This window comes from Gammaproteobacteria bacterium, from assembly GCA_016199745.1.
Taxonomy (GTDB): Bacteria; Pseudomonadota; Gammaproteobacteria; order Acidiferrobacterales; family Sulfurifustaceae; genus JACQFZ01.
Genome location: JACQFZ010000043.1, coordinates 35,016 through 58,487, shown reverse-complemented (window position 1 = coordinate 58,487; position 23,472 = coordinate 35,016). Strand labels below are relative to the sequence as shown.

The following is a 23,472-nucleotide window of genomic DNA, read 5'->3' as shown; positions in this document are numbered from 1 at the left end:
CATCGAAAACTTCTTTGCCAAACTCAAACAATTCCGCGCCGTTGCCACGCGCTATGACAAACGGGCGCGTAACTTCCTGGCGGGTATTTATTGTGCGGCTATTTGGGTGTGGTTGGCGTAATTGGTGACACGCCCTAAGAAGAAACGAAGATAAAAATTTTTCATGCCATCGAATCGGACTATAACCTGTCAACTCTATGTCAATTCACTGTCATTTTGCTGTCAATGAAGTTGATGACACGGCATCTGTAACGAGAGTGCAACTTGTCGCCGCTAGATTTGTGCACCATTATGATCCACCGAAAGGAGTAGATCGTGCTCAATCTTAACGACCGTTCCCAGAAAATACTGAATTTCATCTCGCTCAGTTTTCTTGACGGTCACGCCGACCTATCGGTTGATACACCGCTGATGGACCTGAACATTCTCGACTCGGCGTCGGTGTTCGACGTGGTCGATTTTGTATTGTCCGAATTCAACGTACGTATTCCGTTGCGGGAGATACATCCGGAAAATTTTCATAGTGTTGTGAAGCTGGAGCAATTGATCAACCGCTTGGCGCTGATGGAGTAATAATAAAATGGTCGAGGCAGATGTCGGGTCGCGCAAGAAAAAGGAGCGACTTATCCGCGAGGTCGTAAAAACATTTTCGAAGTATTCGGAAGATGAGTTGATTCCGTCCGCTTTGTTGCAGGAAGACCTTGGTATCGACTCGATCATGATCGCCGCCATCGCCGCCGAACTGAACAAGATGTTCACGGTACCGCAGCCGGTGACCACGCAGGGTGTAGAAACGCTGAACATGCTGATTGAAAAATTTGGCAAGTACGAGCTTGGCGAGGAAGCGTGGTATCGCTGGTTTCCGTCGAGTGCCGTGCGCCAAAGCGACAACGATGTCGATTCCGCGGTTACGGTGCCAGCCGACTACGACCGACTAACGATACGCGATTTCGTTGGCGATGGCGGTGCTGATTTGTTCGCGAAAGTCGAGCGTTTTGCACCATTTCTAAAAGATCGCACGAGCCAGGGACTGTTCTGGTACGGCATGGCGGCGAAAGACCGTAGCGCCAACCGCGCCGTCATTTTCGACGAGCATGCCGGCCAAGAGCGCGAGTTTCTGATGTTCGCCTCCAACAACTATCTGGACTTGGCGAACGATCCGCGCGTTATTCAGGCGATCGGCGATGCCGCAAAAAAATTCGGCGCCACTCATACTGGTTCGCGGTTGATCGGCGGCACCAGCGCGTTGCACAAAGAACTGGAAGCCAAGCTCGCCGCGCTCAAAGGACGAGACGATTGCATCGTGTTCCCGTCCGGCTATTCCGCCAACGTTGGCGTGTTGTCGGCGTTGCTCGGTCCGAACGACGTCGTCATCAGCGATGTCTACAACCACATGAGTATTCAGGACGGCGCCAAGTTGGCCGGCGCTGCTCGGCGGATTTATTCTCACAACGACATGGATTCGTTGGAGCAAGTTTTGCAGCGCGCGGCCGATAGGCCCGGAGGCAAACTCATTGTGGCCGACGGCGTGTTCAGCATGCACGGCGACATCGCCAAGTTGCCGGACATGATTCGCCTGGCCAAGCAGTACAACGCGCGCTTGCTGATCGACGATGCGCACGCGACCGGCGTGCTCGGCGAGCGCGGTTCGGGTACAGCGGAGCACTTCGGGTTAAAGGGAGCCGTCGATCTGGAAGTCGGCACGCTGAGTAAAGCGCTGGCCGGTATGGGCGGCTTCGTCGTCGGCAATCGCGACGTGATCGATTATCTGCGTTTCTATGCGAATGCGTACGTGTTCGCTGCGGCGATCCCGGCGCACGTTGCCGCCGGTTTGATTACGTCGATCGAGATTTTGCAGCAAGAACCCGAGCGCATCGAAAAGCTGTGGTCGAACATTCGTTATCTGCGCACGGCGTTGCAGCAGCAAGGTTTCGACACCGAACAGAGTGACAGCGCGATCATTCCCGTCGCCATCGGCGACGAACAAAAAGCAATGACGTTCGGCCGCGCCGTGCGTCGCCGCGGTTTATTTTGCCAAACGGTGGTGTTCCCCGGTGTTGCGGTCGGCGAGGCGCGATTGCGCATCAGTGTGCTGACGTCACATACGCGCGAGGATCTCGATCAAGCGGTCGACATTCTGATCGAGGTGGCGTGTGAGACGCGACTTCTGGAAGTTAACTGAAACCCGGAATGCTCAGGAAATTTCCCCTCGGTCATTCCCGCGTAGGCGGGAATCCATAGGGGTGTAAGCGAAGTTGCATGGATTCCCGCCTTGCTGCGCAGGAGGCGCGACTCGCCGGCGTAGGGATGCGCAAGAGCGATCGCGGGAATGACAACGGTTGGAACCTAGAGACGACCATTACTAATGCATCTTCCACTAACGCACTACGCTCGCTCAACACCGAATCGCGCCTTTCTATTAGCCGATGGCGGCGTCAGTTATCGTCAGGCCGCCGGCTGGGTGAGCGGTGTGGCCAACCGGTATCTCGCTGAATTCGCCGGTGAGCGTGTGGCTATCTGGATGGCCAAAAGCAACGACTACGCGTTGTCGATATTGGCGGTGCTCTATGCCAGTGGTGTCTACGTTCCACTGGACGATGCGCAGCCGCTATCGCGCGCACGGCGCATCCTTGAAGACTGCCGCCCACGCGCGTTATTGCTCGACGCAGCGCACTATGACGCGCTTGCAGCGGTGGGTGTGCCGGATTTTATCGAGAGCATTCTGGTGTTCGCTGAGCCGAGCGTGCACGTGAGCGAGGATCCTCGCGTCACAGTGCTTTCGTTCGATGCTTTATCCGCCGAACCCATAGAACTGCCGGAACCCCGCGACGTTTCCGCCGACCGTATCGCCGCCATCTTATACACCTCCGGTTCGACGGGTCAGCCGAAGGGCGTGCAACTGAGTCGGGGCAATCTTGCCAACTTCGTCGAGTGGTGCGGGCGCGAATTGTCGCTGACGTCGCAAGACACTTTTCTAAATATCGCCAGTTTCAATTTCGACTTGAGCACCTTCGATTTGTTCGTGAGTCTGCGACACGGCGCCGCTGTTTACGTGACGCATGAGGCGGATACGCAAACTATCGGACGGCTCGAAGAAATTTTGCAGACGCACGGCATCACCGTGCTTTATACCGTGCCGTCGATGTTGGCATTGATGACACGCGCGCGGATCTGGGAACGCATCGAGCCATTGCGATTACGGCGTGTCATATTCGCCGGCGAAACTATGCCGATGCCGACCTTGAGCACGTTGGCGCGTTGTCTGCCGGTAACGTGCGATTTGTATAACTTCTATGGCCCCACCGAGACCAACGTGTGCCTGTATTACAAGGTGACGCCGCCGGACTTGCAGCGGACCGCGCCGGTGCCGATCGGCCGGCCGATCGATCAGACCCAGGTTTGGCTACAAGACGACGCCGGCGACATCTTGCCTCCGGAAAGCGATCAGCTTGGCGAGATCTGGGTGGCGGGCGCATGCGTGACGCCGGGCTATTGGCATCGCGAGGATCCGAAGAACGGCGACAACCATCGACATAACTGTCACGCCACCGGCGATCTCGGCCGTTACGAAAACGGCGAGCTCGTTTATCACGGCCGCATCGACCGCATGTTGAAGCTCAATGGCTTTCGCATCGAGCTCGGCGAGATCGAAGCGGTGTTGGCGACGCACCCGCAGATTCAGGAAGTCGCCGTCGTCGCCGAGCAAAAACAAACGACGCGGCTGATCGCATACATCGCCACCCGCGGCGTTGACACCAAGATATCCGTTGCCGAGCTCAAGTCGTTCTGCGCCGAGCATCTGCCGAAATACATGATCCCGCATAACGTCGGCGCGCTTCCGGTGTTGCCAAAAAATCCCAACGGCAAGATCGACTACCGCGCGCTGGTGGATGGCGCGCCAGCGGGTGCGCTCTCATGACGGTGGCATCTGCCGGTGTTCCCCGTGTTGCCGTGACGGGAGTGGCCTGCCGTTTTGCCGGAGCCAACAATCTCGATGAGCTTTGGCAACGATTTGTCGAACACTCTCCGTGGCACGATTCCCGTACGAATGTTCAACGTATCGATCAGCCCAGGGCTAGTTATGGGCAATTCAACGTGCCACCGATTTACCGAGATTCCATCAACGAGATTCAGTTGCATTTGTTCGAGGTCGCGCAGCAAGCGTTGACGCAAGCCGGGCTGGAACAGGGGGAGATCGATGCTGAACTCACCGACGTTATTTTTTGCACGGGCTTCGGCCTGAACCGCGCTTATGAAAATTATGCACGTTTGTTCGGTCAGCAACTGGCTGTGGAATTTGCGACGCCACTCGATCCGGCATTGCGCCCGCGGATTACCGCGCAGATCAAGAAAAAACTACAGCACGCCTTCACTGCCACGTCGCACGACAAGGTCGGCGAGATGGCGAGCACAATCCCGGCGCGGATCGCTGCTTATTTCAAGTTGCGTGGCCGGGCAATGGCGCTGGAGTCGCTCGACAGCGGTGGCATCGAGGCGTTTATCAGTGCGATCGACGCCTTGCAGCAGCGCCGCGCCAAGGCGGTGCTTATTATCGGCGGACAGCGGTTGGAATCACCGTTGATGCTGGAGGTGTTGGCAAAGCAGGGGGTCGATGTATCGCGGTGTGGTGCGCCGTTTAGTGCGGACGGTGTCGGTGGTTTCGGTGAGGGCGTGTGTGCGGTGGTGCTGAAGGCCTGCGAACGACCGGAGTCGAAGGCATTAGCCTACATCGATACCGCCTATTCGGCGCCGTTGCCCGGCAATGACAGCGCTGGTGACGTCAGCCCATGGAAAGCGCCGCTTAGCGACCCGTCACTCTTATATATAGATACGGTCCGTAATCGCGGAGAGGCGGGTTTTGCCGATTGGCTGTCCAGTATCGCCGCGACCCGTGGTTCGACGAATGACGGCGCTTGCTATGTCGGCGCGGCCCAAAGCGTCACCGGGTACACCTATGCTGCGAGCGTATTCGCATCGTTTATTAAAGCTTTATTGGTCATTCAACACCGACAAATCCCACCGTCGGTAGCGCCGCATGACGACGTGTCGAGCCGATTTTCCAAGTGGTCGAATTTAATAATTCCACGGCAGGTCATCGCCATCGACCAGGAACGCGTCAGCACCTTAGTGGCCGGCATCGGTCTGCACGGGAACGGGTTTGCGATCAAGCTCGGCAGCGATTTCTCCGCGACGGTTCCATCGCTCCCGACGTGTTCGGAACCTTCATATGTTCCTCTGAACGGATCCACAAATGAAGCTCAGGGCATTGCCGTCATCGGTCTGGGCGGCTGTTATGGCAAGGCCGTCGGCTTGCAGGAATATTGGCAACGATTAACGAGTAACGACGAGTGTTTTAGTGAGCTGCGTTCGGCGTACTTCAAGCCGGAGATTTATTGGCATCCCGATCCCGCTGAGCCAGCCAGTTACTACGTGCAGCGTGCCTCGACGCTGGATATCGGACGGATCGCTCGGCAATTATCGGACGACAGCTGTCATAGCGCCGCTCATGTGGCTGCGCGCGCGGCGGCGCGCGAAGCGGCGCAGGGCGTGGGCGCGTTGGCCAATTTGGTGAAGTGGCCGTTACGTGTCCTGGCAGTGACGGCATCCAACCTGACGCTGGAGCAGGAAAAACAGGCGGCGTTCAAATTTCTCTACGGAAAGTTCGAAGACCTTCTGTATGAAACCGCCGATGAGTTGCAGTTGCCCGCGGCCGACGTCGACGCCGGACTACGTGCCGTTGAGCGTGCGCTCGCGCAACAGTTGCCCACATCACTCGATCTCGAACATCTGGCTGCTAGCGGTATTAGCCGGCAAGTCGCCGAGCAGTTCGGTGCGCCGGCGAGCTATGTCGCCGTCGAGGCGGCGTGCGCTGGTTCGCTGGCGGCCATTGAGCTTGCCATGAACCGCTTGCGTTCCGGTCGCTGCGACTTGGCGTTGGTGACAGGCGTGGAACTGCCCGTCAACATAACCGACTTATGTCTGTGCTCATCGCAGCGCATGTTGGCGCCGGACCTGATCGCCACCTTCACCGATCAAGCCACCGGCTTTACGCCGGGCGACGGCGCCGGAACGCTGGTGCTAACCCGGCTCGCGGATGCTAAGCGCACTGGTCAGCGGATTCACGGTGTGCTCAACGCCGTTGGCAGTTGTACTGAAAGCAAATCAGTCATCGCGCCGAATGTAGCGGGGCAGGTCAAGTCGATGACGCGGGCATTCGCTCAAGTCGCGTATGAATCCGATGCCGTCGACTACGTCGAGACCCACGGCACCGGTACGACTATCGGCGATGAGATCGAAATTCAATCGTTAGCCGACGTCTATCCGCGCGGTTCCGATCAGGTGCTGAAATTGGGCGCGCTCAAAACCCGCTTCGGCCATTGCTTCGCCGCAGCCGGCATGGCCAGCGTCCATAAAGTGCTGCTGGCGATGGAGCAGGATTGCTATCCCGCCAATGTGATTCGCGGAGAGATCAATCCGGTGCTGGCGCTCGATACAAAGAACTTCGACGTCCTAAAGGAAAACCAAGCATGGTCTTTTAACGCCGAGCGCCCGAAGCGCGCGGCGATTAATGCTTTCGGTACCGGCGGGATCAACTTTCATTTGTTACTGGAAGCATATCGCGAATAACGCCGATGGATTTCGCCTACAGCAAAAAACAACAAGACATTCGCCAAGAGATTGCGCAGGTGTGCCTGCAGCTCGTCGATCCCCATCTGACGCAGCGCGACGCCGACGGTGTGTTCTCGCGCGATCTTTGGAAGGTGTTGAGCGCACACGGTCTCGATGCTTTGCTCGTGCCCGAGTCGTTCGGCGGGCGCGGGTATGGCGCGTTGGATACGGCAGTGGCGCTGGAAGCGTTGGGCGAGCACTGCTTGGATACGGGATTGGTATTCGCGTTTGCCGCGCATCTGTGCGCGTGTATCCATCCACTGGTTAGCTACGGCGGCGACGAGCTATCGCGGCGTTGGTTGCCCAAGATCCGAGCGCAAGGTTTGATCGGCGCACATGCTGTCACCGAAATCGACGTCGGCTCGGACGTATTCGCGATACAGACGCGTGCCGTCAAAGAAGCAGATGGCTACCGTCTGCGTGGTCAAAAAACTTATATCACCAACGCGCCGGTCGCCGATTTCCTGATCGTGCACGCGCGTACTGCCGATAACGGAAATTTTTTCGATCTCAGCACCTTCATCTTGGATCGGCACGCACCCGGCGTGACCGTCAGCGCCACGGCGCACGAAAAGGTCGGCCTGCGCACCACCGCCATGGGCGATATCGTGTTCGACGACGTTTGGATCGGCGAACACGATCGTATCGGTGCCGAGGGTAGTGGCGGTGCCGTGTTCCAGGCATCGATGGAATGGGAGCGCACTTGTTTGTTCGCGCTCTACCTGGGTCTTATGCAGCGCCAGTTCGATCTGACGTTGGCGCGCAGCGAATCGCGCCAACAATTCGGCCAAGCGATTGGCGACCATCAAGCCATTGGCCACAAGCTGGTCGCCATGTACTTGCGCCTCGAAACCGCGCGGCTCGCGGTTCACAAAGCCGCGTGGCATCTCGACCAAGGCAAGTCGCATCCCATCAGCTCGGCGATGGCGAAGCTGTTGGCGTCGGACGGCGCCGTGCAGAACGGGCTTGACGCTTTGCAAATCCACGGCGCCTACGGCGTGTTGACCGGCGAGATCGAACGGCAATTGCGCAACTCTTTACCGTCCACAATCTTCTCCGGCACGACCGAGGTTTTGAAAAACAATCTTGCTCGCCAGCTGCGAACGGCGGCGGTGCGCCGGCGCAAGCCGGCGACGATGTAAGGGGTCATTGATGACCGACGTTATCGCGACAAAGATACGGCGTGCTGCCGAATGGGCCAGCCTGGCGCCGTCATCGCATAACTGTCAGCCGTGGTCGCTGATCGGGTGCAATCAGCGGTTCTACACCGAACACGTTCAGCCGTCCCCAGTCGTTCCTTTTGAATGGCGTAACGCATTGGTGTTGGGTATCGATCAGACCAGATCGTTATCGGCATTGCTCAGTTTAAAAAGAGAAATGCGCATGAGCGTCGGTGGTTTTGCCGCGCTGTTTCATAACTTTCTGCGCTTACAGGGAATCGATGTTGCGGTCCAGCTATTTTCGCAGGGGTGGGCGCCTGCTACGGCGATGGGGGCACAAAAATTTTCGACATGTGAGCCGCTCGCGGTATTTTTTATCAACGAACAACTGATTTCGGAACAACCTGCTCAACTCGATTATCTTCTGCGTTTGGCACAGCAACGCAAAACGTTGCGTGGTCGCTATCGAATTTCCTCGGTGTGCATGCTACCGACTGATGCTGGATCGGTGTTGCCGTATCGGCTGTCGACGGACGATGCATGCACATGGCATAAGCGCGATCAGCGACAAGATGTAAAACGACTCGCTGAATTCGTTGCCCGCCACGCCGAGCGTGATTTCAGCGATCGACGCGCGTGGGCCGAGAGCTATCGCCACATCGACTTCTCCGAGCGCACCGGTGAGGTAGATGACATCGGTTTCAATATTCAGCAATTACTGGGACCGATGCCGGCGTGGAAGCGAGCCTGGTACCGCGGGTTGTTGGCGCCGGTGTTCATGCCGGTTTCCGTGCGCTTGGGAGTTGCTCGGCGAATCGCTCGACAACTCGGCGATTTGGTCGCACATAGCGCCGCCGTTTATTACCTAACATATTCTCCCTCGTCGATCGAACAAAGCGCTCAGGCAGCGAGCAACGGCTCGCTTGTTGTTAATCCTCTCCCGGGAGCACAGGGAGTTGTGCGGAGCATTGCGGATTACGCCGAACGACAATTCCTCGCCGGAGAATCGATGCTCGCGTTGTGGCTGGCAGCGACGGAAAACGGTTTGGCGTTACATCCCGTGAGCGTTGTTCTGCAGCACGACGACATCCGCGCTCAGTTGCAACAACTGTTGCAGGTACTCGACGAGATTTGGTTCCTCGCCCGCGTCGGCGAGCCGGCGCAAACGCCGACTATCTCGTTTCGCTATCGCCGCGCCATCAATCCGTTTTGTGTTTTTCCGACGACAGCGCTCGGCGACGAGACGAGGTAAATCACCATGTTGATTGTCATCGACAAAATCAAACTGAAAGACACGGCTTGCGCCGACGAGTTCGTCAAATGGGTCAAAGAGGTGGACTACGCCGCCTGCCATAATTTGCCGAGTGTTATGGGCTTTCACATGCAACGTGTGGAACGCGGCGGAGACTGCGATTTTCTCGAGATCGTTCAGATAAGTTCCTGGTCGGATTTTGAAAAAGACATGCGAACTCCATTGTTCCAATCGTTGGTCGCGCGCTTTTCGCAAATGGCGGACGTCAGCGAACAAATAATCTGTGATCCGATTCCGCCGGGGTACCGGCAATTGTAGTGGGCTGATGCATTTCCAAGAATCGAGTTTGCCGAGGGTTAACAATGAAAATTAACGCGCTTCCCACCACACAATTCGAGCCGGCAGGCAGGCCCTTCGGTTCTCCCAGCAGCCGGCAGGGGCGCGCCCTCGGTGAGTATGACGTCGTTGTCGTCGGCGGCGGTGTTTCGGGACTCACTGCCGCTTGGAAAATTCAAAATCGATCCGTGTTGCTGCTCGATCAGGGGACGGAGTTGGGTGGTAATGCGCGCACGGAATACCGCAATGGGCTGCGCTTTGCGATCGGCGGCACCTGTTTTCAGCTCCCCACTAATGACGGTGAAGTAGCGACGCTGCTGCGCGACCTCGATCTTTGGAACACCTGGCGGGTGGCCGGCGACGCCGACATGTTGGCGATTTTTGACACACGGCGATTGCTCGGCTCGATGGATGAAGTGGTGATGGGGCTATTGAAGCGCCCTGCGGCATTGTTGAATCCGGGTATTTACGGTCTCACCGTCAACCTTATCTACAGTGCCATCGCCAGGCGCAAGCTCATTGCTGCATCAAAGAAACTGGGCGATCCAACGTTCGCGGCGCTGTTTGCCTATCTCGATCGATTCAAGCCGGGGTCAGACCGGTATCCAGCACTACCCTGGCGAGAAGACGGTCGCTGGCGTCGACAGGACATGGAGCAGTTGGATTCGATATCGCTGCACGAGTTGTTGTTCGATCAAGATGCGCGTGCGCGATTGCCGCGATCGTTAGCGCCGACGGGTCGTTTCGGCAAGTTGGTGGAAGATGCGGTCGAGACGACGTTGCGGGCGGAATGTCTTTCCGCCCGAGAAGTTTCCGGTTATGTCGGGCTTTATTTTCTAATCGGCTATCTCTATGGATCGTTGGTTAGTTTCCCCGGCGGCAACGGACTAATCACCGAGCGCTTGCAGGAACGGCTCGGTTGCCGATCGCAATGCGCACTTAAGAAGAACGCACGTGTCGATGCGGTGCAACACGACGGTGCTCGATATCAAATTTATTTTGAGCAAGACGGTCAACGTTTGACAGTATCCGCCGGCAGCGTGATTTGGGCGGCACCGAAATTTTCCGCGCTGCAAGCCATCGACGATTTACCGGCGGGTCAGCGCCAAGCGATCGGGCAAATCGAGCATCGTGACTATTGCATGGCCAACGTGTTTCTTGAGAAAGCGGCTGCAAAAAAATATTTCGGGGGTTATCTCATCGAAACCCATGTCACCGGCAAATATCCCAACGACTGGTGTCGCAGCGGCGCGTGTTTGGTGGCGAACTGGATGGACAGCGCCTGCACTGACGACATCGGTGTGCTAACGCTGCTCAAACCGGTCGCGCGCGAGGCGGACCAAGGCAAGCTGACGCTATCGACGTTTGACGACTTGCAGCGATCTACTTATTTGGAAGCGTGTGAATTGTTGCAGGCGATGGGGATTGCCACCGACCTGATTCAGGACATCAAGATCTGGCGTTGGCCGCGTAGCTTGGTGATCGCCAAGCGGGGTCAGATGAAAGACGACGTGTTTGTGCGCGCGTCGCATCCGCACCGAGGTATCTTTTTTGCCAACCAGGACAGCATCGGCATCGGCAATCTCGAAAGTGCGATTGCGGCGGGATGCAGCGCGGCGGCACAGGCGGAAGAACATATGACGCGTGAATCGGGACACATCCCGCTCCAACAAGGAGTTGATTCCGAGCAGCTAATCCCATGAACAGCGGTCGTTACGTAGTAGAAATTACTGGAACCGCCGATGACAGCGTCGAACGTCTTGGCGGTAAGGGAAAATCGCTCAACACATTAGTTCGCGCGGGATTTTCGGTGCCGCGGGCGTATTGCGTCACTGCCGACGCTTACCAAATGTTTTTGAAGACATCGGGGATTGAACGCTGGATCGACGGCTTGAGTTCATTCGATCTCGATACCCATGCAGAGATTCGCCGCCGCATCGAACAAGCGGAAATTCCTTTCGACCTTCGACACGCTATTGTCGATGTCTATCAAGCGATCGGCGGCGAGTCGGTAGCGGTACGTTCTTCCGCGGTCGATGAAGATGGCGCGTTGCGTTCGTTCGCCGGACAGTTCGACAGTTTCCTGTACGTGAAGGATGCGTGCGCTGTGGTAGACAGCGTAAAGCGCATTTGGGGTTCGTTGTGGGATCGGCGTGCGCAAACTTATCGTCGTCACCAAGCGGTGGCGGGCGCGGCTGCCGACAGCAAGACCGGCATCGCCGTTGTCATACAGGCGATGGTCGACGCCGATGTCGCTGGCGTTTTGTTCACTGCTGATCCTATCGACGGCGATTCCACGCGCACGATTATTGAATCGTGCTGGGGTGTGGGCGAGGGCGTGGTCGCGGGAAAAGTGTCGACCGACACCTATGTCGTGCGCAGCGACCACTTTGCGGTCGCGGATTGTTCGGTGCGGCAAAAATGGACGATGTCCGCGCCCGGACTTGCCGGCGGTGTCGTGACGCAGGAAACGCCGCCGCAGTGGGTTTCGGCGAGAACGTTGACCAATGCCAAGGCGATCGAGCTTGCCGTTCAAGCCGACGCGATTCGCAAACATTATGGTCAGGACGTCGATATCGAGTGGGCGATCAAGGACGAAAAAATTTGGATCTTGCAGGCGCGGCCGATCACGATAACGGCGTCGAAGCCGGGCGCGAAGATTTATGCCGATGCCGAGGAAACCGATCCGCGCATTCGCGACCAGGCGATGTTCTCGCGTTTGGATACCGGCGAGATCGTGACCGGCTTGATGACACCGCTCGGCCTTTCGTTCTGCCGGTTCTATCAGCACCATATTCACGGCCCGTCGGTGAAGACGATGGGGCTGCGCGATATCGGCAACTCGCAACACTACATGGGTTACCTTCAGGGGCACGTGTATTTGAACATCTCCGCGTCGGCGCACTTGCTGACGCAGTGCCCGCCAACGCATGAGCCGATGAAATTCACCCAACGTTATGCCAATGACGAGGTGGATTTATCGGCTTACGTCAATCCTTACGGCACGCCCATTTCCGGATTTCGGTATTTGAAAAGCGGTCTGTATTGGTTGGTGATTCAGCTTCGCAACATGCTCACCGCCGGTCGCACGGTGAGGAAAATGCTGGTGTTGCGCGAGCGCGAGACGGCGCGTTTCCGCGGGCTGAATCTCGACGCCATGAGCCTGTCAGCGCTCGATGCGGAACTGAAACGCGTCGACCATTTTTTTCTGATCGGAAGCGCCGCCTACATGCCGTTTTTTCTACAGTCGTTCGCGCTATACGACGCGCTGACCGAGCTGTGCAGTAAGTGGCTCAACGGCGAAGGACAGGGATTGCAGAACCGCATCAAGGCGGCGATGAATAATCTTCGGACGATTGAAGTGACTCGTGGAATAGTCGCATTGACCGAGACGGTCAATGCGTCGCCCGCGTTGCGACAGTTGTTCCTGGATACGAGTACCGACGATCTGATCGAGACGTTGGAACGTGATAACGAAGGTCACGCATTCCTGGCGGAAGCGTTGGCGCCGTTCCTGAAAGAATTCGGTACGCGTGCACGGCAAGAGTTCGAATTGAGCATCCCACGTTGGAGCGACGACCCTACCTATATTCTGCAGGTGATTCGCTTGTATCTCGCCAAGGAAGTTCGGATTGAAGCGCAGCTTGGCGCAACTGATGCGGCGAGAGAAAAAGATACCGCACAATTATTGGCCAAGTTGCCGTTCAAGATACGCGTTTTGTTCAAGCTCATCGTCTCGGCTTATGGCAAAAATGCGGAACGCCGGGAAGCCGTGCGGCCCACGTTCATTGCGCATACCTGGTTTTATCGAAAGATCATCGTCGAGGTGCTTAGCCGATTGGAGCGGCAAGGCGTCGTCGCTGTGAGCGATCTGCCCTATATCGATTTCAACGAATTCCGGACCTACGTTTCCGGGAAGAAGTCGGCCGCGGAGGCGTTCTCGAAAGCGCTGATCGAGCGCAACCGGCGCCAGCACCTGGTGAATAGGCACAGCAAGGAGCCACCGATGGTAATCATCGGTGGCTATACACCGACACGCGAGACTACCGCAACGGTCGCGGTCGACGGCGGTGTCAACGTGATAGTTGGCCTCGGTGCAAGTCCGGGTGTGGCGGTGGCGCGAGCGCGCGTGATTACCGACTTGAACCGGCAAATCGATGAGTTTCAGCACGGTGAAATTCTGGTGACGCGCTTTACCGACGCGTCGTGGACGCCGCTGTTTGTGTTGGCCGCGGGTGTCGTCGCGGATGTGGGTTCGACGTTATCGCACAGCTCGATCGTCTCGCGCGAATTCGGCATTCCCGCCGTGGTGAACACAAAAACCGCCACGCAAACTATCAACACCGGCGATTTGATTTATCTGGACGGCAACGCCGGGCTCGTGCGCATCGAAGAACGCGGCAAACACCCGGCGGTGCCGGCAACTGATGTGGAACGAAGAATTGGCATGTCCGCGCATGCGGTTCTTCCGTAACGACATGACCATGGATACGACAATTGCCATCGTCGCCGTAACGCGTAGCCGTTACTTTTTTGAAGCGCTCGTGGGAATGTTGAAAGATCTGTGCGACCAGGCCCATCTGGGCCTGACGATCCACGCCGACATCGACTATTTGCTGTCACCGCCCGAAATGTCGCCGGTGTATCGTGAGGCCAGAGAGAAAGCGCTGCGCTTTTTGCGGATCAGTGAGGAACCCATTTCGATCGCGTTGATTCAGGCCGAATCGCTCGACCACGCAGTAAATAAAATCGTTGATATGTCTGCGGCCGAATTAGGCAAACCGCTTCGGGTCGGCTTAGTTTGCGTAGATTATGCCGATCCATTGGCGGCGGATATCGATTCGTTGAAGATCGATCGACAACTGACGGCTTTCTATGATCGTTTGCGCCAGTCGTCGATTCTGTTCTATCGGCAGTTCGCCTCGGCTGTATTTACCCGACAACGAAAGACGCAGCTTCATTTTCAACCGATGGAGTACATCCACTGTGTGTTGCCGGACGATCGATCGCTATTGCAGGCGGAGTTGTTGTGCTTGTGGATGGATTTTTTCGAACTGAGCTATACCAATCGCCTGGTAAAGCCACAGGCGAAGGCCGTGTCCAACAATACGTTGGGGGCGAAGCTCATCGAATTCATGTCGCAACGAGCGGGTGCGGATTGGTTGGGTTTTTATTACACCGGTTCGCTCGTTTCCAACCTGATTAACTATTTCGAAGTGGAAGCCGGCCGGCGTGGTGTACTGATGTTGCGCGGACCCAGTGAGCACAGCTTGGCCTGTGGTGCGATGGCGAACTGGCAGTTGTACCGCAAACCGTTCGTGATCATCGTTACTAGCGGCATGATCGATGAATTCAAAGGGACGATGGCTAACTTGCGCGAGGCGCGTGCGAAGGGATTCATCGTTTGTGCCGAGAACCGCGCCGAACAGTGGTTTGCGTTTCAAGGCACCGTGTCGCGCGATGAGGATACGCGCGAAGTGCTGCGCGCTCGGCGCATCCCCCATGTTTACTTGGATAGCGTCGATCGGCTGGTGCAGGACTTACAGAAGGCGGCCGAGCTTTACGACGCCAATGAAGGTCCGGTTGTGATCCTGGCTACGCAAGCGGTGCTGGATGCCAGCGGTCATATCGACTTGGCGTTTCCGGGTAGTCGTCCGCGACCGACTAGTCTACCCCCGGCGATAGGATCGACGTCGGCGGTGCTCGACGAGGTGATGCGGATCATCAACGACGGTCCTCCTCGGCTGCTTTGGCAGTGCGGTGCGATAAATGATGAGGAACTGAAACTTAGTTTATCTATCGCCGATCGTGCCGGGATCGCGCTGGTCGACTCGCTGATCCACCCCGGTTCGATTCCCAAGTTCGTTGACGGGAAGCGTAACCGAAATTATCTCGGCACATTGGCGGCATACGGATATAGTCCGCGCGTTTACAGTTATCTTCATACCCGCGAAAAAATCAATCCGACCGCGGATCAATGTTTGTTCTTTCTCAAGAGCAAGCTTTCGCAAATTGCGACACCATTTTCCGAAGGGCGCCTTGCGCGCAAGCTGAATATTGTGCAGCTGACTAGCAATGCGGATCATATCGCGCCGTTCGCGGATTATCCGTTGGTGATGAGCTATCGCGCGTTCTTGGAATACGTCGATGCGCATCTCGACGTATCGCCGGCATTGAGAGATAGGCGTTATCGGATCATGGACGCCGTACCGGACGCGCCATCGGATGTGGTGAGCCGGCTACCGAAAATACCGATGAGCCCGAACTATTTCTTTCATCGCCTGAATGGGTTGATAGAAAAGTTGATCGTCGAGCGCAACTACGATTACACGGGCATGTATGACGTCGGCCGTTGTGGCAGCTCCGCTGTTAGAAATATCGCCAGAACCCGGCACGGATTTTCCGGCTGGTATGGACGGGCATTGATGGGCGATGCGTTGCAAGCCACGTTAAGTGTGGCGTACACCAGTCCGGTCGATGTCCTCGCTTTTGTCGGTGATGGTGCCAAAGGACTGGTACCGGACGTGCTGCCCTGTTTCGTGGAGAATGCGCTGTATTACCCGGAACGGATGAACAAGAACATCACCATTTTTTATTTCCTCAACGGCGGCCATTCCATTATCAATACCTATCAAGAACGCATTCTGTTTAAACAGACGTCGCGACAGATGCGACTCGTCAACATTTTTTCGGATGATTGGGAGGGGGAGGTTGCCGGTCTGAAAGTAAATTGCCGCACCTTGAACACGTTCGATTCGGAAATATTGACGGCCGCATTGCTCAAGCGGGGTTGCATTAATCTGTTTTCCGTAGTCGTGTCGCATAACAGCGAGGGTGACGGTCTTAGCCTGGCGACCGCGACCGGATGGCAACGCGACGCGTTGACAGTGAGCGACGACATATCGTCGATCGAAGCGGAAACAGCTTAAGGGAGTTCTGATTAATTGCCTGTTTGTCATTCCCGCCTTCGCGGGGATGCTTGGGTAAATCAGAAGTTACTTGTAACTAATACCAGAGAAAATCATGAAATTCGGATTTATTGCGCATCCTACATCGGTCGACCTGAAGCGGTATGTGAAGATGCTCGACCTGCTGGAGCGAACCGCGAGCGATCTCCAAAGCGGATATCAGCGAGATGTTTGGCATCAGCGAAATCTCGTTCCGTTCGTCGATTTTGGTCAAATTCGCTCGGCCAGCTCGGCTGTCTGCGAGGGTATGGTGAGCTACATGCCCCTTACTGCTGAAGAAATGCTGGCGTCGGTGCACCAGGTGCAAGCCAGGATTTTGGCGGGCATCGACTCGTTGCGAGATCGGGGCGCACAGTTGGTCGGACTCGGAGGATTCACCTCCATCATCGGTAACCGCGGACTCGATACCTCCCGCGACGCATCGCTGCCGGTGACTAGCGGCAATTCACTAACGGCGTATGCGGGCTATAGCGCGTTATGTCAGGTGTTGGATTGGCTGATGTTGGTGCCGAAGGAGACGCGTATAGGGATCGTCGGCTATCCCGGTTCCATCGGCTTGGTAATGGCGAAGTTGTTGCTGGCAATGGAATGTCAGGTAGAGCTGGTGCACAAAGGAAGCGGCGCCAAACGAGAATCGTTATTGGAACATCTTCCCGCCAAGTGGCGTGATCAAGTAACGCTGACTGAGCGTGTCGAGGATTGTATCGCCGCGAACCGTTTGTTGGTCGCCGCGACTTCTGCCGGCGGCGTGATCGATCCCGCGCGATTGTTGCCGGGCGCGATCGTCATCGATATCGCCTTGCCGCGCGATGTACCGTCGATGCCTTATTCGCGCAGCGATGTGCTGGTAATAGATGGGGGTTGTGTCAGTGCATCGCCCAAGGTCCGAATGGGCGGTGAATTTTTAAACATGGGTATTAAACAGCAGATCAATGGGTGTCTGGCCGAGACGATGGTATTGGCGCTGGAGGAACGTGCCGAATGTTTTTCGATAGGCCGCACCTTGGCACCGGAGAAGGTGCTCGAAATCGGCAAGCTCGCACAGTCTCATGGCTTCGAGGCATTTCCGCTGGCGTCGTACGGTCAGCGCATCGATAAGGAACTGATAAAAAGTTTCCGCGGTTTTCATCACACCGCTAAGCCCGATCGCGGCGACAAACAAAATCCGAATCGGCGCGCGCAGACAGCGCAGCGGTATCGCCATCACATCAATCCGGTAATGGCAGATTTTCTCGGCATGCAGCATTGCGACCGGGTGTTCGATCGCGCCGAGAAATGCACGCTGACCGACACCGACGGCAATCCGTTTCTCGATATGGTTTCCGGCTACGGTTGCTTGAACTTGGGTCACAATCCCCAGTGTGTCACCCAAGCTATTCAGGACTACCTCGGTCAGATGAAGCCGAATTTCGTCCAATACGTTTCGTTACCGCAAGAAACCTCCAGGCTCGCCGAGCGGCTCTGTGAAATAGCGCCGGGAAATCTGCAGCGGGTATTTTTTAGCAACTCCGGAACGGAAGCGGTGGAGGCCGCACTGAAAACCGCCAGGGCCGCCACCGGACGTCCGCGTTTTGTGTATGCGCAGAACAGCTATCACGGCAAAACCTTGGGGGCTCTTTCTGTTACCGGCCGGGAAAAGCACCAAAAGCATTTCAAACCGTTGGTAGCGGGTTGCACGTCGACACCGTTCGGCGACCTCGATGCGCTCACGCGCGAGCTGGCATCGATGGATGTTGCGGCGTTTATCGTCGAGCCGATTCAAGGAGAGGGCGGTGTGCGCGTGCCGGCGGCGGGTTATCTCGCCGGTGCTCAGGAAGTGTGTCGTCGCACCGGAACTTTGTTCATCGTCGACGAAATTCAAACCGGTTTGGGTCGCACCGGCCGGATGTTCGCCAGCGAATGGGACGGACTCGAGCCGGATATCTTGGTGCTGGCAAAATCGCTTTCCGGCGGTGTCATTCCTATCGGCGCCACGCTTAGCACCGCGTCGGTATGGGACGCCGCGTATGGGACGGCGGATCGATTCGCGCTTCATACCTCCACCTTCGGCGGCGGCAATATCGCCGCTGTCGCCGGGTTGGCGGCGATTGACGGCGTGTTGGAGCAGCGATTGCCGGAGCGGGCGGAGCGTCTCGGCGACTATTTCAAATCGGAGCTTGAGCGCGCGACCGCGAACTATCCGTTCATTACCGAGATTCGTGGCAAGGGCCTGATGCTGGGAATTCAGTTCGACAATAACTTCAAAGGCGCAATCCGGGCTTGCGCCAACGAGTTGGGCACGCGCTTTTCCGGTAATTGGCATCTGACCTATCAATTTTTTCCGGATGAGGTCAAGCAGCACCTGAATTCGGCAATCGACAAAATGGAAGAAACGTTTAGCGAAATGTTCTGTTTGCGCTTCGTCACCAAGCTTGGCAACGATCACAATATTCTTACGTTTGTAACGGCGAACAGTTCGACGGTGATTCGGATTCAGCCGCCATTGGTCATCGAGCAGCGCGAGATCGATCGTTTTGTTAAGGCGTTTGCCGCCGTTTGTGAAGACATGTCCAGCTTTTTAAATTAAGAGATGTGCCAGTCCGACATAACTTGTGATAACAGAAGCCTCTTCTCTCCCGGTTCATCGGCAACCGCAGTGACTTCCGTGTTGCTCCCGGAGATCGCCATAACAGAGTGGTCGGAGCCGTCGGCGTCGATAGTTTGCGCGACGATCGATCTGGAGAAATTTCGCCGCGACTGGTTTATCGACGAACGACTCCCACCGTTGTTAATCGAATCGCTGACGGTGGATGAGATACACCAGTTCGAGCGCTTCCCGATTCAAAAGCGCCGGCTCGAATGGTTGGCCGGACGGTTGGCAGCCAAATACGCACTCCGTCATTTCCGGGGTGGATCATCAGCACTTTCGGCGACGACAATCCGCCGTCAGCAAAATGGCCGCCCTTTTATTGACGACCAAACCTACCTCTCGATCAGTCATTGCCGACGTTACGCGGTTGCCGCCATTGGCAATGTTCCGCTCGGAATAGATACGGAGTTATGCGCCGCGGTGCGGGCGCAAAGCCTTTCCGAGTTGGTGCTCGCGACTGAAGTGGCAGCGGTGATGACGACGAGACAATGCGACAACCAACAGGCGCGGACACTCATCTGGTCGTTGAAAGAAGCGCTGTATAAAGCCTGTGGCGAAGGGAGCTTCGCCGCCTTCGCGCAAAACATTTTCCTAACGGATTGGCAGGAACCGGTTTCACCACGATGGCAATGCCACGAGGCGAATGCACTCGCCGATCCTCGCCATTGGTGCGTGCAAAGCCGATTAACCGATGCTGGTGTAAATGTACTTGTCTATCGCAGCGGGCAGGAATGGCAGCTTTAGCTTGCTAGCCCGACTTTTTACGTACATCGCCGTATCACGAAGACGAAGCCCTGGTGACCAACCCCACAGGATGCCGACCACGCAGGGTAACAACGCGGCGTAGAGTCTTGTCACCGGCGGCATACCAGCGAGCGTGGCGTAGGCTTTGTGCTATCGATGCTCGGCACTTGTCGGAAACCCAATCGCGGAACAAATTTAGAAAGACTGGCTCACTCGAAGAACACCAGTGATTGCAGCGGCGGCAGTTGCGAACGTGTAGCCATTAGCAGTCTTAATGGACAAATGAGGAATTCGCATCTTCACACGTCAAAAATAGCAGATAGGCTATCTTTAATACGACGCTACTTTATACGTTATTTTTTTACCACGGAGATTCATGAATCGATCTCAGCCTAATATTCTGTTGTTGATGGCAGATCAGTTAACCACCAACGCATTGCGTATCTACGGTAACTCGGTCAGCAAAACGCCTCACATCGATGCTCTCGCCGCCCAGGGAGTTGTGTTCGACGACGCCTACAGTAACAGCCCGTTATGTACGCCGGCGCGTTACGTGTTCATGACCGGCAAGCTACCATCGAGAACCGGCGGTTACGACAATGCGGCAGAACTACCGTCTGAGGCGCTGACCTTCGGTCACTATTTGCGCCATGCCGGCTATCGCACCATCTTGTCCGGCAAGATGCATTTTTGTGGCGCTGACCAATTGCATGGTTTTGAAGAGCGTCTTACCACCGATATCTATCCGGCGGATTTCGGCTGGACGCCGGATTGGGATCATCCGAAGGTACGACCGAGCTGGTATCACAACATGAGTTCGGTCGTCGACGCTGGCCCATGCTTGCGCACTAATCAACTCGATTTTGACGAAGAAGTGGTGTTCGCTGCGCAGCAGTGCAGCGCGATCCACGGGTGCTGGACGCGTATCTGGCGGGCGCGAACATCGACGCAGCGGAGGAGATCGCGTTGGTCGGCAGCAACGGCGTTGGTAAGAGCACCATTCTCAAAGCGATCTGCGCCCTCGTGCCGCTCAAGCAGGGTCACATTGTTTATGACGGTGCCGATATCAAAGGCGTTCCGGCTTACAAGCTGGCGCGCGGCGGTATGGCATTCGTGCCGCAGGGGCGCGGCATCTTTGGCCAATTGACTGTCGCCGAGAACCTTGCCGTCGGTGCGTATGCCCGCAATGACAAGGCGTCGGTTAAGTCCGACATCGAACGCGTATACGCACGCTTTCCGTTGTTGAAAGAACGTTACAAGCAATCGGCTGGCACGCTGTCCGGCGGCGAGCAACAGATGGTCGCCATCGGTCGCGCGCTCATGAGTCGACCAAAAATGTTGCTGCTCGATGAACCGACCATGGGTCTCGCACCGATCATGGTGCGGAAGATCTTCAATGTCATCACCCAGATCGCACGTGACGGAGTGACGGTATTGCTGGTGGCGCAGAGCGCGAAGCTCGCGCTTCAAGTGAGTGATCGCGGTTATGTCATGGATAGCGGCAGCATTGTGTTGACGGACTCGGCGGCGGCGTTGTTGACCAATCCCCAGGTACGTTGGGCGTACATGGGGGAATAGTAATCCCAAGAGCGAGCTCCTCGCCACGACATTTCACAGCAGAAGCGGATGCGCCGTCGGCGCGAACGTCGTCTCCATTTAATGCGAAAACTTTCTAAGCCAATTCCAATTTTTCGAGGACAGCGTAATGGAAGAGCAATATTCAGGTGAGCCAGATCGACACGGGCTCGCCGCTCACGGACTTACCGAGCTAGGCGAAGTGCATTGGAACCTTTCCGTCCCCGTGCTTTACGAGCACGCGCTTCGTCGCCACGAAGGTGTTGTTGCCGCCGACGGCCCGTTAGTCGTACACAGCGGCCGCTCCGCTAACGATAAATTTATCGTCCGCGAACCCTCGACCGACCGGCAAATTCGTTGGGGCAAAGTTAATCGACCCCTCATAAAGGTAGTAGGCGCCAATGTGAGCCAAGGGGCAGTACCATCTATTCTTGACAGAGAGTTCGTTATAACGAACAATATACGAATATAAACTTTAAAAGTTCGTAAAAACGAACATGACTACCAACCTCTTTTCCGCCTCAGATTTCGGCGCCGCCTTCCGCGCCAACCGCCTCGCGCGACGCAAGACCCAGCAATGGGTTGCCGCACGCGTCGGTTGTCGGCGTCAAACCATTGCCGATTTGGAGGCGGGGAAGAACGTCGAGTTTTACACAGTGCTCGCGGCGTTGGCCGCTTTGGATAAGGGGCTTACCATCGTCGATGCGCGCCTTGAACTTGATCGCTTGAACGAGTTGCTGGATGAGCCCGCAGAAGATTAAACGTCTGATCGTTTCGACCCCACAAGGGGAATCGGGTGCGCTCGATCGCGAGTCCCGCTACGTGTTCAACTATTCCACCGGCGATCACTCCTGCGAGGTGTCGCTGACGATGCCGATCCGGGCGGAGAGCTATGCGTCGACGACGCTTCTGCCGGTGTTCGCCATGAACCAACCTGAGGGTTGGTTATACCGCCAAATCGTCGAGCGCATGGCGAAGCACGAAACCATCGACGACATGAAACTCTTGTCGATCGTTGGCGGTAACCAAGTTGGGCGACTGACCTTTGCATTACCTGGGGAGTCGCGATCGCGCCCGAAACCGCAGGTAGGGCGTGACGAACTGCTGACGCGCGAACCGACCCGAGCACTTTTTAATTTTCTCGTTGAGACCTATTTCGAGTCCGGCATCTCCGGCGTGCAGCCAAAGGTCATGATTCCGGACGCTGAAAAACCGCTGCCGCATCGGGCCACTGTCGCCCAATCCGATCTGATCGTGAAGTCCGGCGGCGACGAATTTCCGTTCCTCACGCAAAACGAATTCTTATGCATGGACGCCGCGCGGCGCGCGGGCATCCGCGTGCCCAACTTCTGGCTTTCGAACGATGGCGGTCTGTTTGTTATGGAACGCTTCGACCTCAACGAGGGCAGGTCGTTCGGTTTCGAGGACATGGCCGTGCTGATGGGTAAAGCACCGGATACGCAGGGTAACTACAAGTATCAAGGCAGCTACGAAGCCATCGCCCGTTTCATCCAAGCCTTCTGTCGCGATGGCGAAGGTTTGGAAAGCCGCCAGCGGTTTTTTGAATACGTCGCGTTGTCGGTGATGGTGCGTAACGGCGATGCCCATCTGAAAAACTTTGGCTTGCTCTATGAGCGCCCAGTGGCGGCGTCACCGACGCTGGCGCCGCTGTACGATGTGGTCACGACGACCGTCTACGACTACGTCGACCACCGCACCCGCCGGTCGATGGTCGATCGTACCTTGGCACTGAAGCTCAACAAGCAAAAGACGTATCCGTCACGTGACGAACTCTTGCGCTTCGGTGCTGATATCTGTCACGTCCGCCACCCCGCGTACGTCATCGATCGTATCGCCAGCGCCATGACCGAAACGCTGGCGGCGAATCGGTCGCGCGTCGAGGCGCGCTTTCTACAACACCTGACCCAGGAATGGGATGGCGGACGTCTTTCGGTCGAACCCAATCGTCAGTACGTCTCGACGCTCTCACTGGACGATGCTTCCCCGTCCGATACGCCGGATGACGATAGCGTGCCGAAACCGTGAGCGATTTGCCTCCTCCAAAGCTATTCCAACTTGTAACTGTGAGCCACATGATCACGACGACGATTCCCCTCTGGCGCGGCGATCCCAAGTTGG

At 56.5% G+C, this 23,472-nt stretch carries 17 protein-coding genes and 1 pseudogene; all 18 read left to right on the top strand.

Annotation, left to right across the window (positions count from 1 at the left end):
• Window positions 1-121, top strand: a 121-nt coding sequence (locus HY308_10415; GenBank protein ID MBI3898694.1) for a transposase, incomplete at its 5' end; no start/stop codon positions are given.
• Between the two features lie 194 nt (window positions 122-315).
• Complete coding sequence (locus HY308_10410) at window positions 316-573, top strand: acyl carrier protein (GenBank protein ID MBI3898693.1); 258 nt, start codon at window positions 316-318, stop codon at window positions 571-573.
• A gap of 7 nt (window positions 574-580) precedes the next feature.
• The gene (locus HY308_10405) at window positions 581-2,182 is read left to right on the top strand and encodes an aminotransferase class I/II-fold pyridoxal phosphate-dependent enzyme (GenBank protein MBI3898692.1); all 1,602 of its coding nucleotides are present in this window, start codon (window positions 581-583) and stop codon (window positions 2,180-2,182) included.
• A 183-nt stretch (window positions 2,183-2,365) separates the two neighbouring features.
• Window positions 2,366-3,919 carry an amino acid adenylation domain-containing protein gene (locus HY308_10400; GenBank protein MBI3898691.1) on the top strand — a complete coding sequence of 518 codons (1,554 nt, stop codon included), beginning with the start codon at window positions 2,366-2,368 and terminating at the stop codon, window positions 3,917-3,919.
• Entirely contained in the window at window positions 3,916-6,627 is a 2,712-nt protein-coding gene (locus HY308_10395) for a polyketide synthase (GenBank protein ID MBI3898690.1), read from the top strand. Before HY308_10400 ends, HY308_10395 begins: the two co-directional genes overlap by 4 nt.
• Window positions 6,628-6,632: 5 nt before the next feature.
• Window positions 6,633-7,811, top strand: a complete 1,179-nt coding sequence (locus HY308_10390; protein ID MBI3898689.1) for an acyl-CoA/acyl-ACP dehydrogenase — start codon at window positions 6,633-6,635, stop codon at window positions 7,809-7,811.
• A 10-nt stretch (window positions 7,812-7,821) separates the two neighbouring features.
• The gene (locus tag HY308_10385; GenBank protein ID MBI3898688.1) at window positions 7,822-9,081 is read left to right on the top strand and encodes a hypothetical protein; all 1,260 of its coding nucleotides are present in this window, start codon (window positions 7,822-7,824) and stop codon (window positions 9,079-9,081) included.
• A gap of 6 nt (window positions 9,082-9,087) precedes the next feature.
• A complete protein-coding gene (locus HY308_10380) occupies window positions 9,088-9,399 on the top strand; it encodes a RedY protein (protein ID MBI3898687.1) in 312 nt (103 codons plus the stop codon).
• A gap of 44 nt (window positions 9,400-9,443) precedes the next feature.
• Window positions 9,444-11,120, top strand: coding sequence for an NAD(P)-binding protein (locus tag HY308_10375; protein ID MBI3898686.1), 1,677 nt, complete (start codon window positions 9,444-9,446; stop codon window positions 11,118-11,120).
• Window positions 11,117-13,891, top strand: a complete 2,775-nt coding sequence (locus tag HY308_10370; GenBank protein ID MBI3898685.1) for a phosphoenolpyruvate synthase — start codon at window positions 11,117-11,119, stop codon at window positions 13,889-13,891. The genes HY308_10375 and HY308_10370 overlap by 4 nt, the downstream gene beginning before the upstream one ends.
• 10 nt (window positions 13,892-13,901) lie before the next feature.
• Entirely contained in the window at window positions 13,902-16,346 is a 2,445-nt protein-coding gene (locus tag HY308_10365) for a biosynthesis protein PigD (GenBank protein ID MBI3898684.1), read from the top strand.
• Between the two features lie 94 nt (window positions 16,347-16,440).
• Window positions 16,441-18,951 carry an aminotransferase class III-fold pyridoxal phosphate-dependent enzyme gene (locus HY308_10360; GenBank protein MBI3898683.1) on the top strand — a complete coding sequence of 837 codons (2,511 nt, stop codon included), beginning with the start codon at window positions 16,441-16,443 and terminating at the stop codon, window positions 18,949-18,951.
• Between the two features lie 3 nt (window positions 18,952-18,954).
• Window positions 18,955-19,758 (top strand): 4'-phosphopantetheinyl transferase superfamily protein, encoded by an 804-nt coding sequence (locus tag HY308_10355; protein ID MBI3898682.1) that lies wholly within the window; start codon window positions 18,955-18,957, stop codon window positions 19,756-19,758.
• A 376-nt stretch (window positions 19,759-20,134) separates the two neighbouring features.
• Window positions 20,135-20,653, top strand: a pseudogene (locus tag HY308_10350) (sulfatase-like hydrolase/transferase).
• Entirely contained in the window at window positions 20,653-21,336 is a 684-nt protein-coding gene (locus HY308_10345) for an ABC transporter ATP-binding protein (protein MBI3898681.1), read from the top strand. The pseudogene HY308_10350 and the gene HY308_10345 overlap by 1 nt, the downstream one beginning before the upstream one ends.
• Before the next feature lie 127 nt (window positions 21,337-21,463).
• Window positions 21,464-21,805 (top strand): phosphoenolpyruvate carboxykinase (ATP), encoded by a 342-nt coding sequence (locus HY308_10340; protein MBI3898680.1) that lies wholly within the window; start codon window positions 21,464-21,466, stop codon window positions 21,803-21,805.
• 25 nt (window positions 21,806-21,830) lie between these two features.
• Window positions 21,831-22,094, top strand: coding sequence for a helix-turn-helix domain-containing protein (locus HY308_10335; protein MBI3898679.1), 264 nt, complete (start codon window positions 21,831-21,833; stop codon window positions 22,092-22,094).
• Window positions 22,075-23,379, top strand: a complete 1,305-nt coding sequence (locus HY308_10330) for a type II toxin-antitoxin system HipA family toxin (GenBank protein MBI3898678.1) — start codon at window positions 22,075-22,077, stop codon at window positions 23,377-23,379. The genes HY308_10335 and HY308_10330 overlap by 20 nt, the downstream gene beginning before the upstream one ends.
• Window positions 23,380-23,472 lie beyond the last annotated feature (93 nt).

What these genes read in the sequence shown, in the direction of transcription:
- HY308_10370 (MBI3898685.1), top strand. Translation starts at nt 11,117, where the DNA reads ATGAACAGCGGTCGTTACGTAGTAGAAATTACTGGAACCGCCGATGAC.
- HY308_10365 (MBI3898684.1), top strand. Translation starts at nt 13,902, where the DNA reads ATGGATACGACAATTGCCATCGTCGCCGTAACGCGTAGCCGTTACTTT.
- HY308_10380 (MBI3898687.1), top strand. Translation starts at nt 9,088, where the DNA reads ATGTTGATTGTCATCGACAAAATCAAACTGAAAGACACGGCTTGCGCC.
- HY308_10400 (MBI3898691.1), top strand. Translation starts at nt 2,366, where the DNA reads ATGCATCTTCCACTAACGCACTACGCTCGCTCAACACCGAATCGCGCC.
- HY308_10385 (MBI3898688.1), top strand. Translation starts at nt 7,822, where the DNA reads ATGACCGACGTTATCGCGACAAAGATACGGCGTGCTGCCGAATGGGCC.
- HY308_10360 (MBI3898683.1), top strand. Translation starts at nt 16,441, where the DNA reads ATGAAATTCGGATTTATTGCGCATCCTACATCGGTCGACCTGAAGCGG.
- HY308_10375 (MBI3898686.1), top strand. Translation starts at nt 9,444, where the DNA reads ATGAAAATTAACGCGCTTCCCACCACACAATTCGAGCCGGCAGGCAGG.
- HY308_10355 (MBI3898682.1), top strand. Translation starts at nt 18,955, where the DNA reads ATGTGCCAGTCCGACATAACTTGTGATAACAGAAGCCTCTTCTCTCCC.
- HY308_10330 (MBI3898678.1), top strand. Translation starts at nt 22,075, where the DNA reads ATGAGCCCGCAGAAGATTAAACGTCTGATCGTTTCGACCCCACAAGGG.
- HY308_10405 (MBI3898692.1), top strand. Translation starts at nt 581, where the DNA reads ATGGTCGAGGCAGATGTCGGGTCGCGCAAGAAAAAGGAGCGACTTATC.
- HY308_10335 (MBI3898679.1), top strand. Translation starts at nt 21,831, where the DNA reads ATGACTACCAACCTCTTTTCCGCCTCAGATTTCGGCGCCGCCTTCCGC.
- HY308_10340 (MBI3898680.1), top strand. Translation starts at nt 21,464, where the DNA reads ATGGAAGAGCAATATTCAGGTGAGCCAGATCGACACGGGCTCGCCGCT.
- HY308_10390 (MBI3898689.1), top strand. Translation starts at nt 6,633, where the DNA reads ATGGATTTCGCCTACAGCAAAAAACAACAAGACATTCGCCAAGAGATT.
- HY308_10395 (MBI3898690.1), top strand. Translation starts at nt 3,916, where the DNA reads ATGACGGTGGCATCTGCCGGTGTTCCCCGTGTTGCCGTGACGGGAGTG.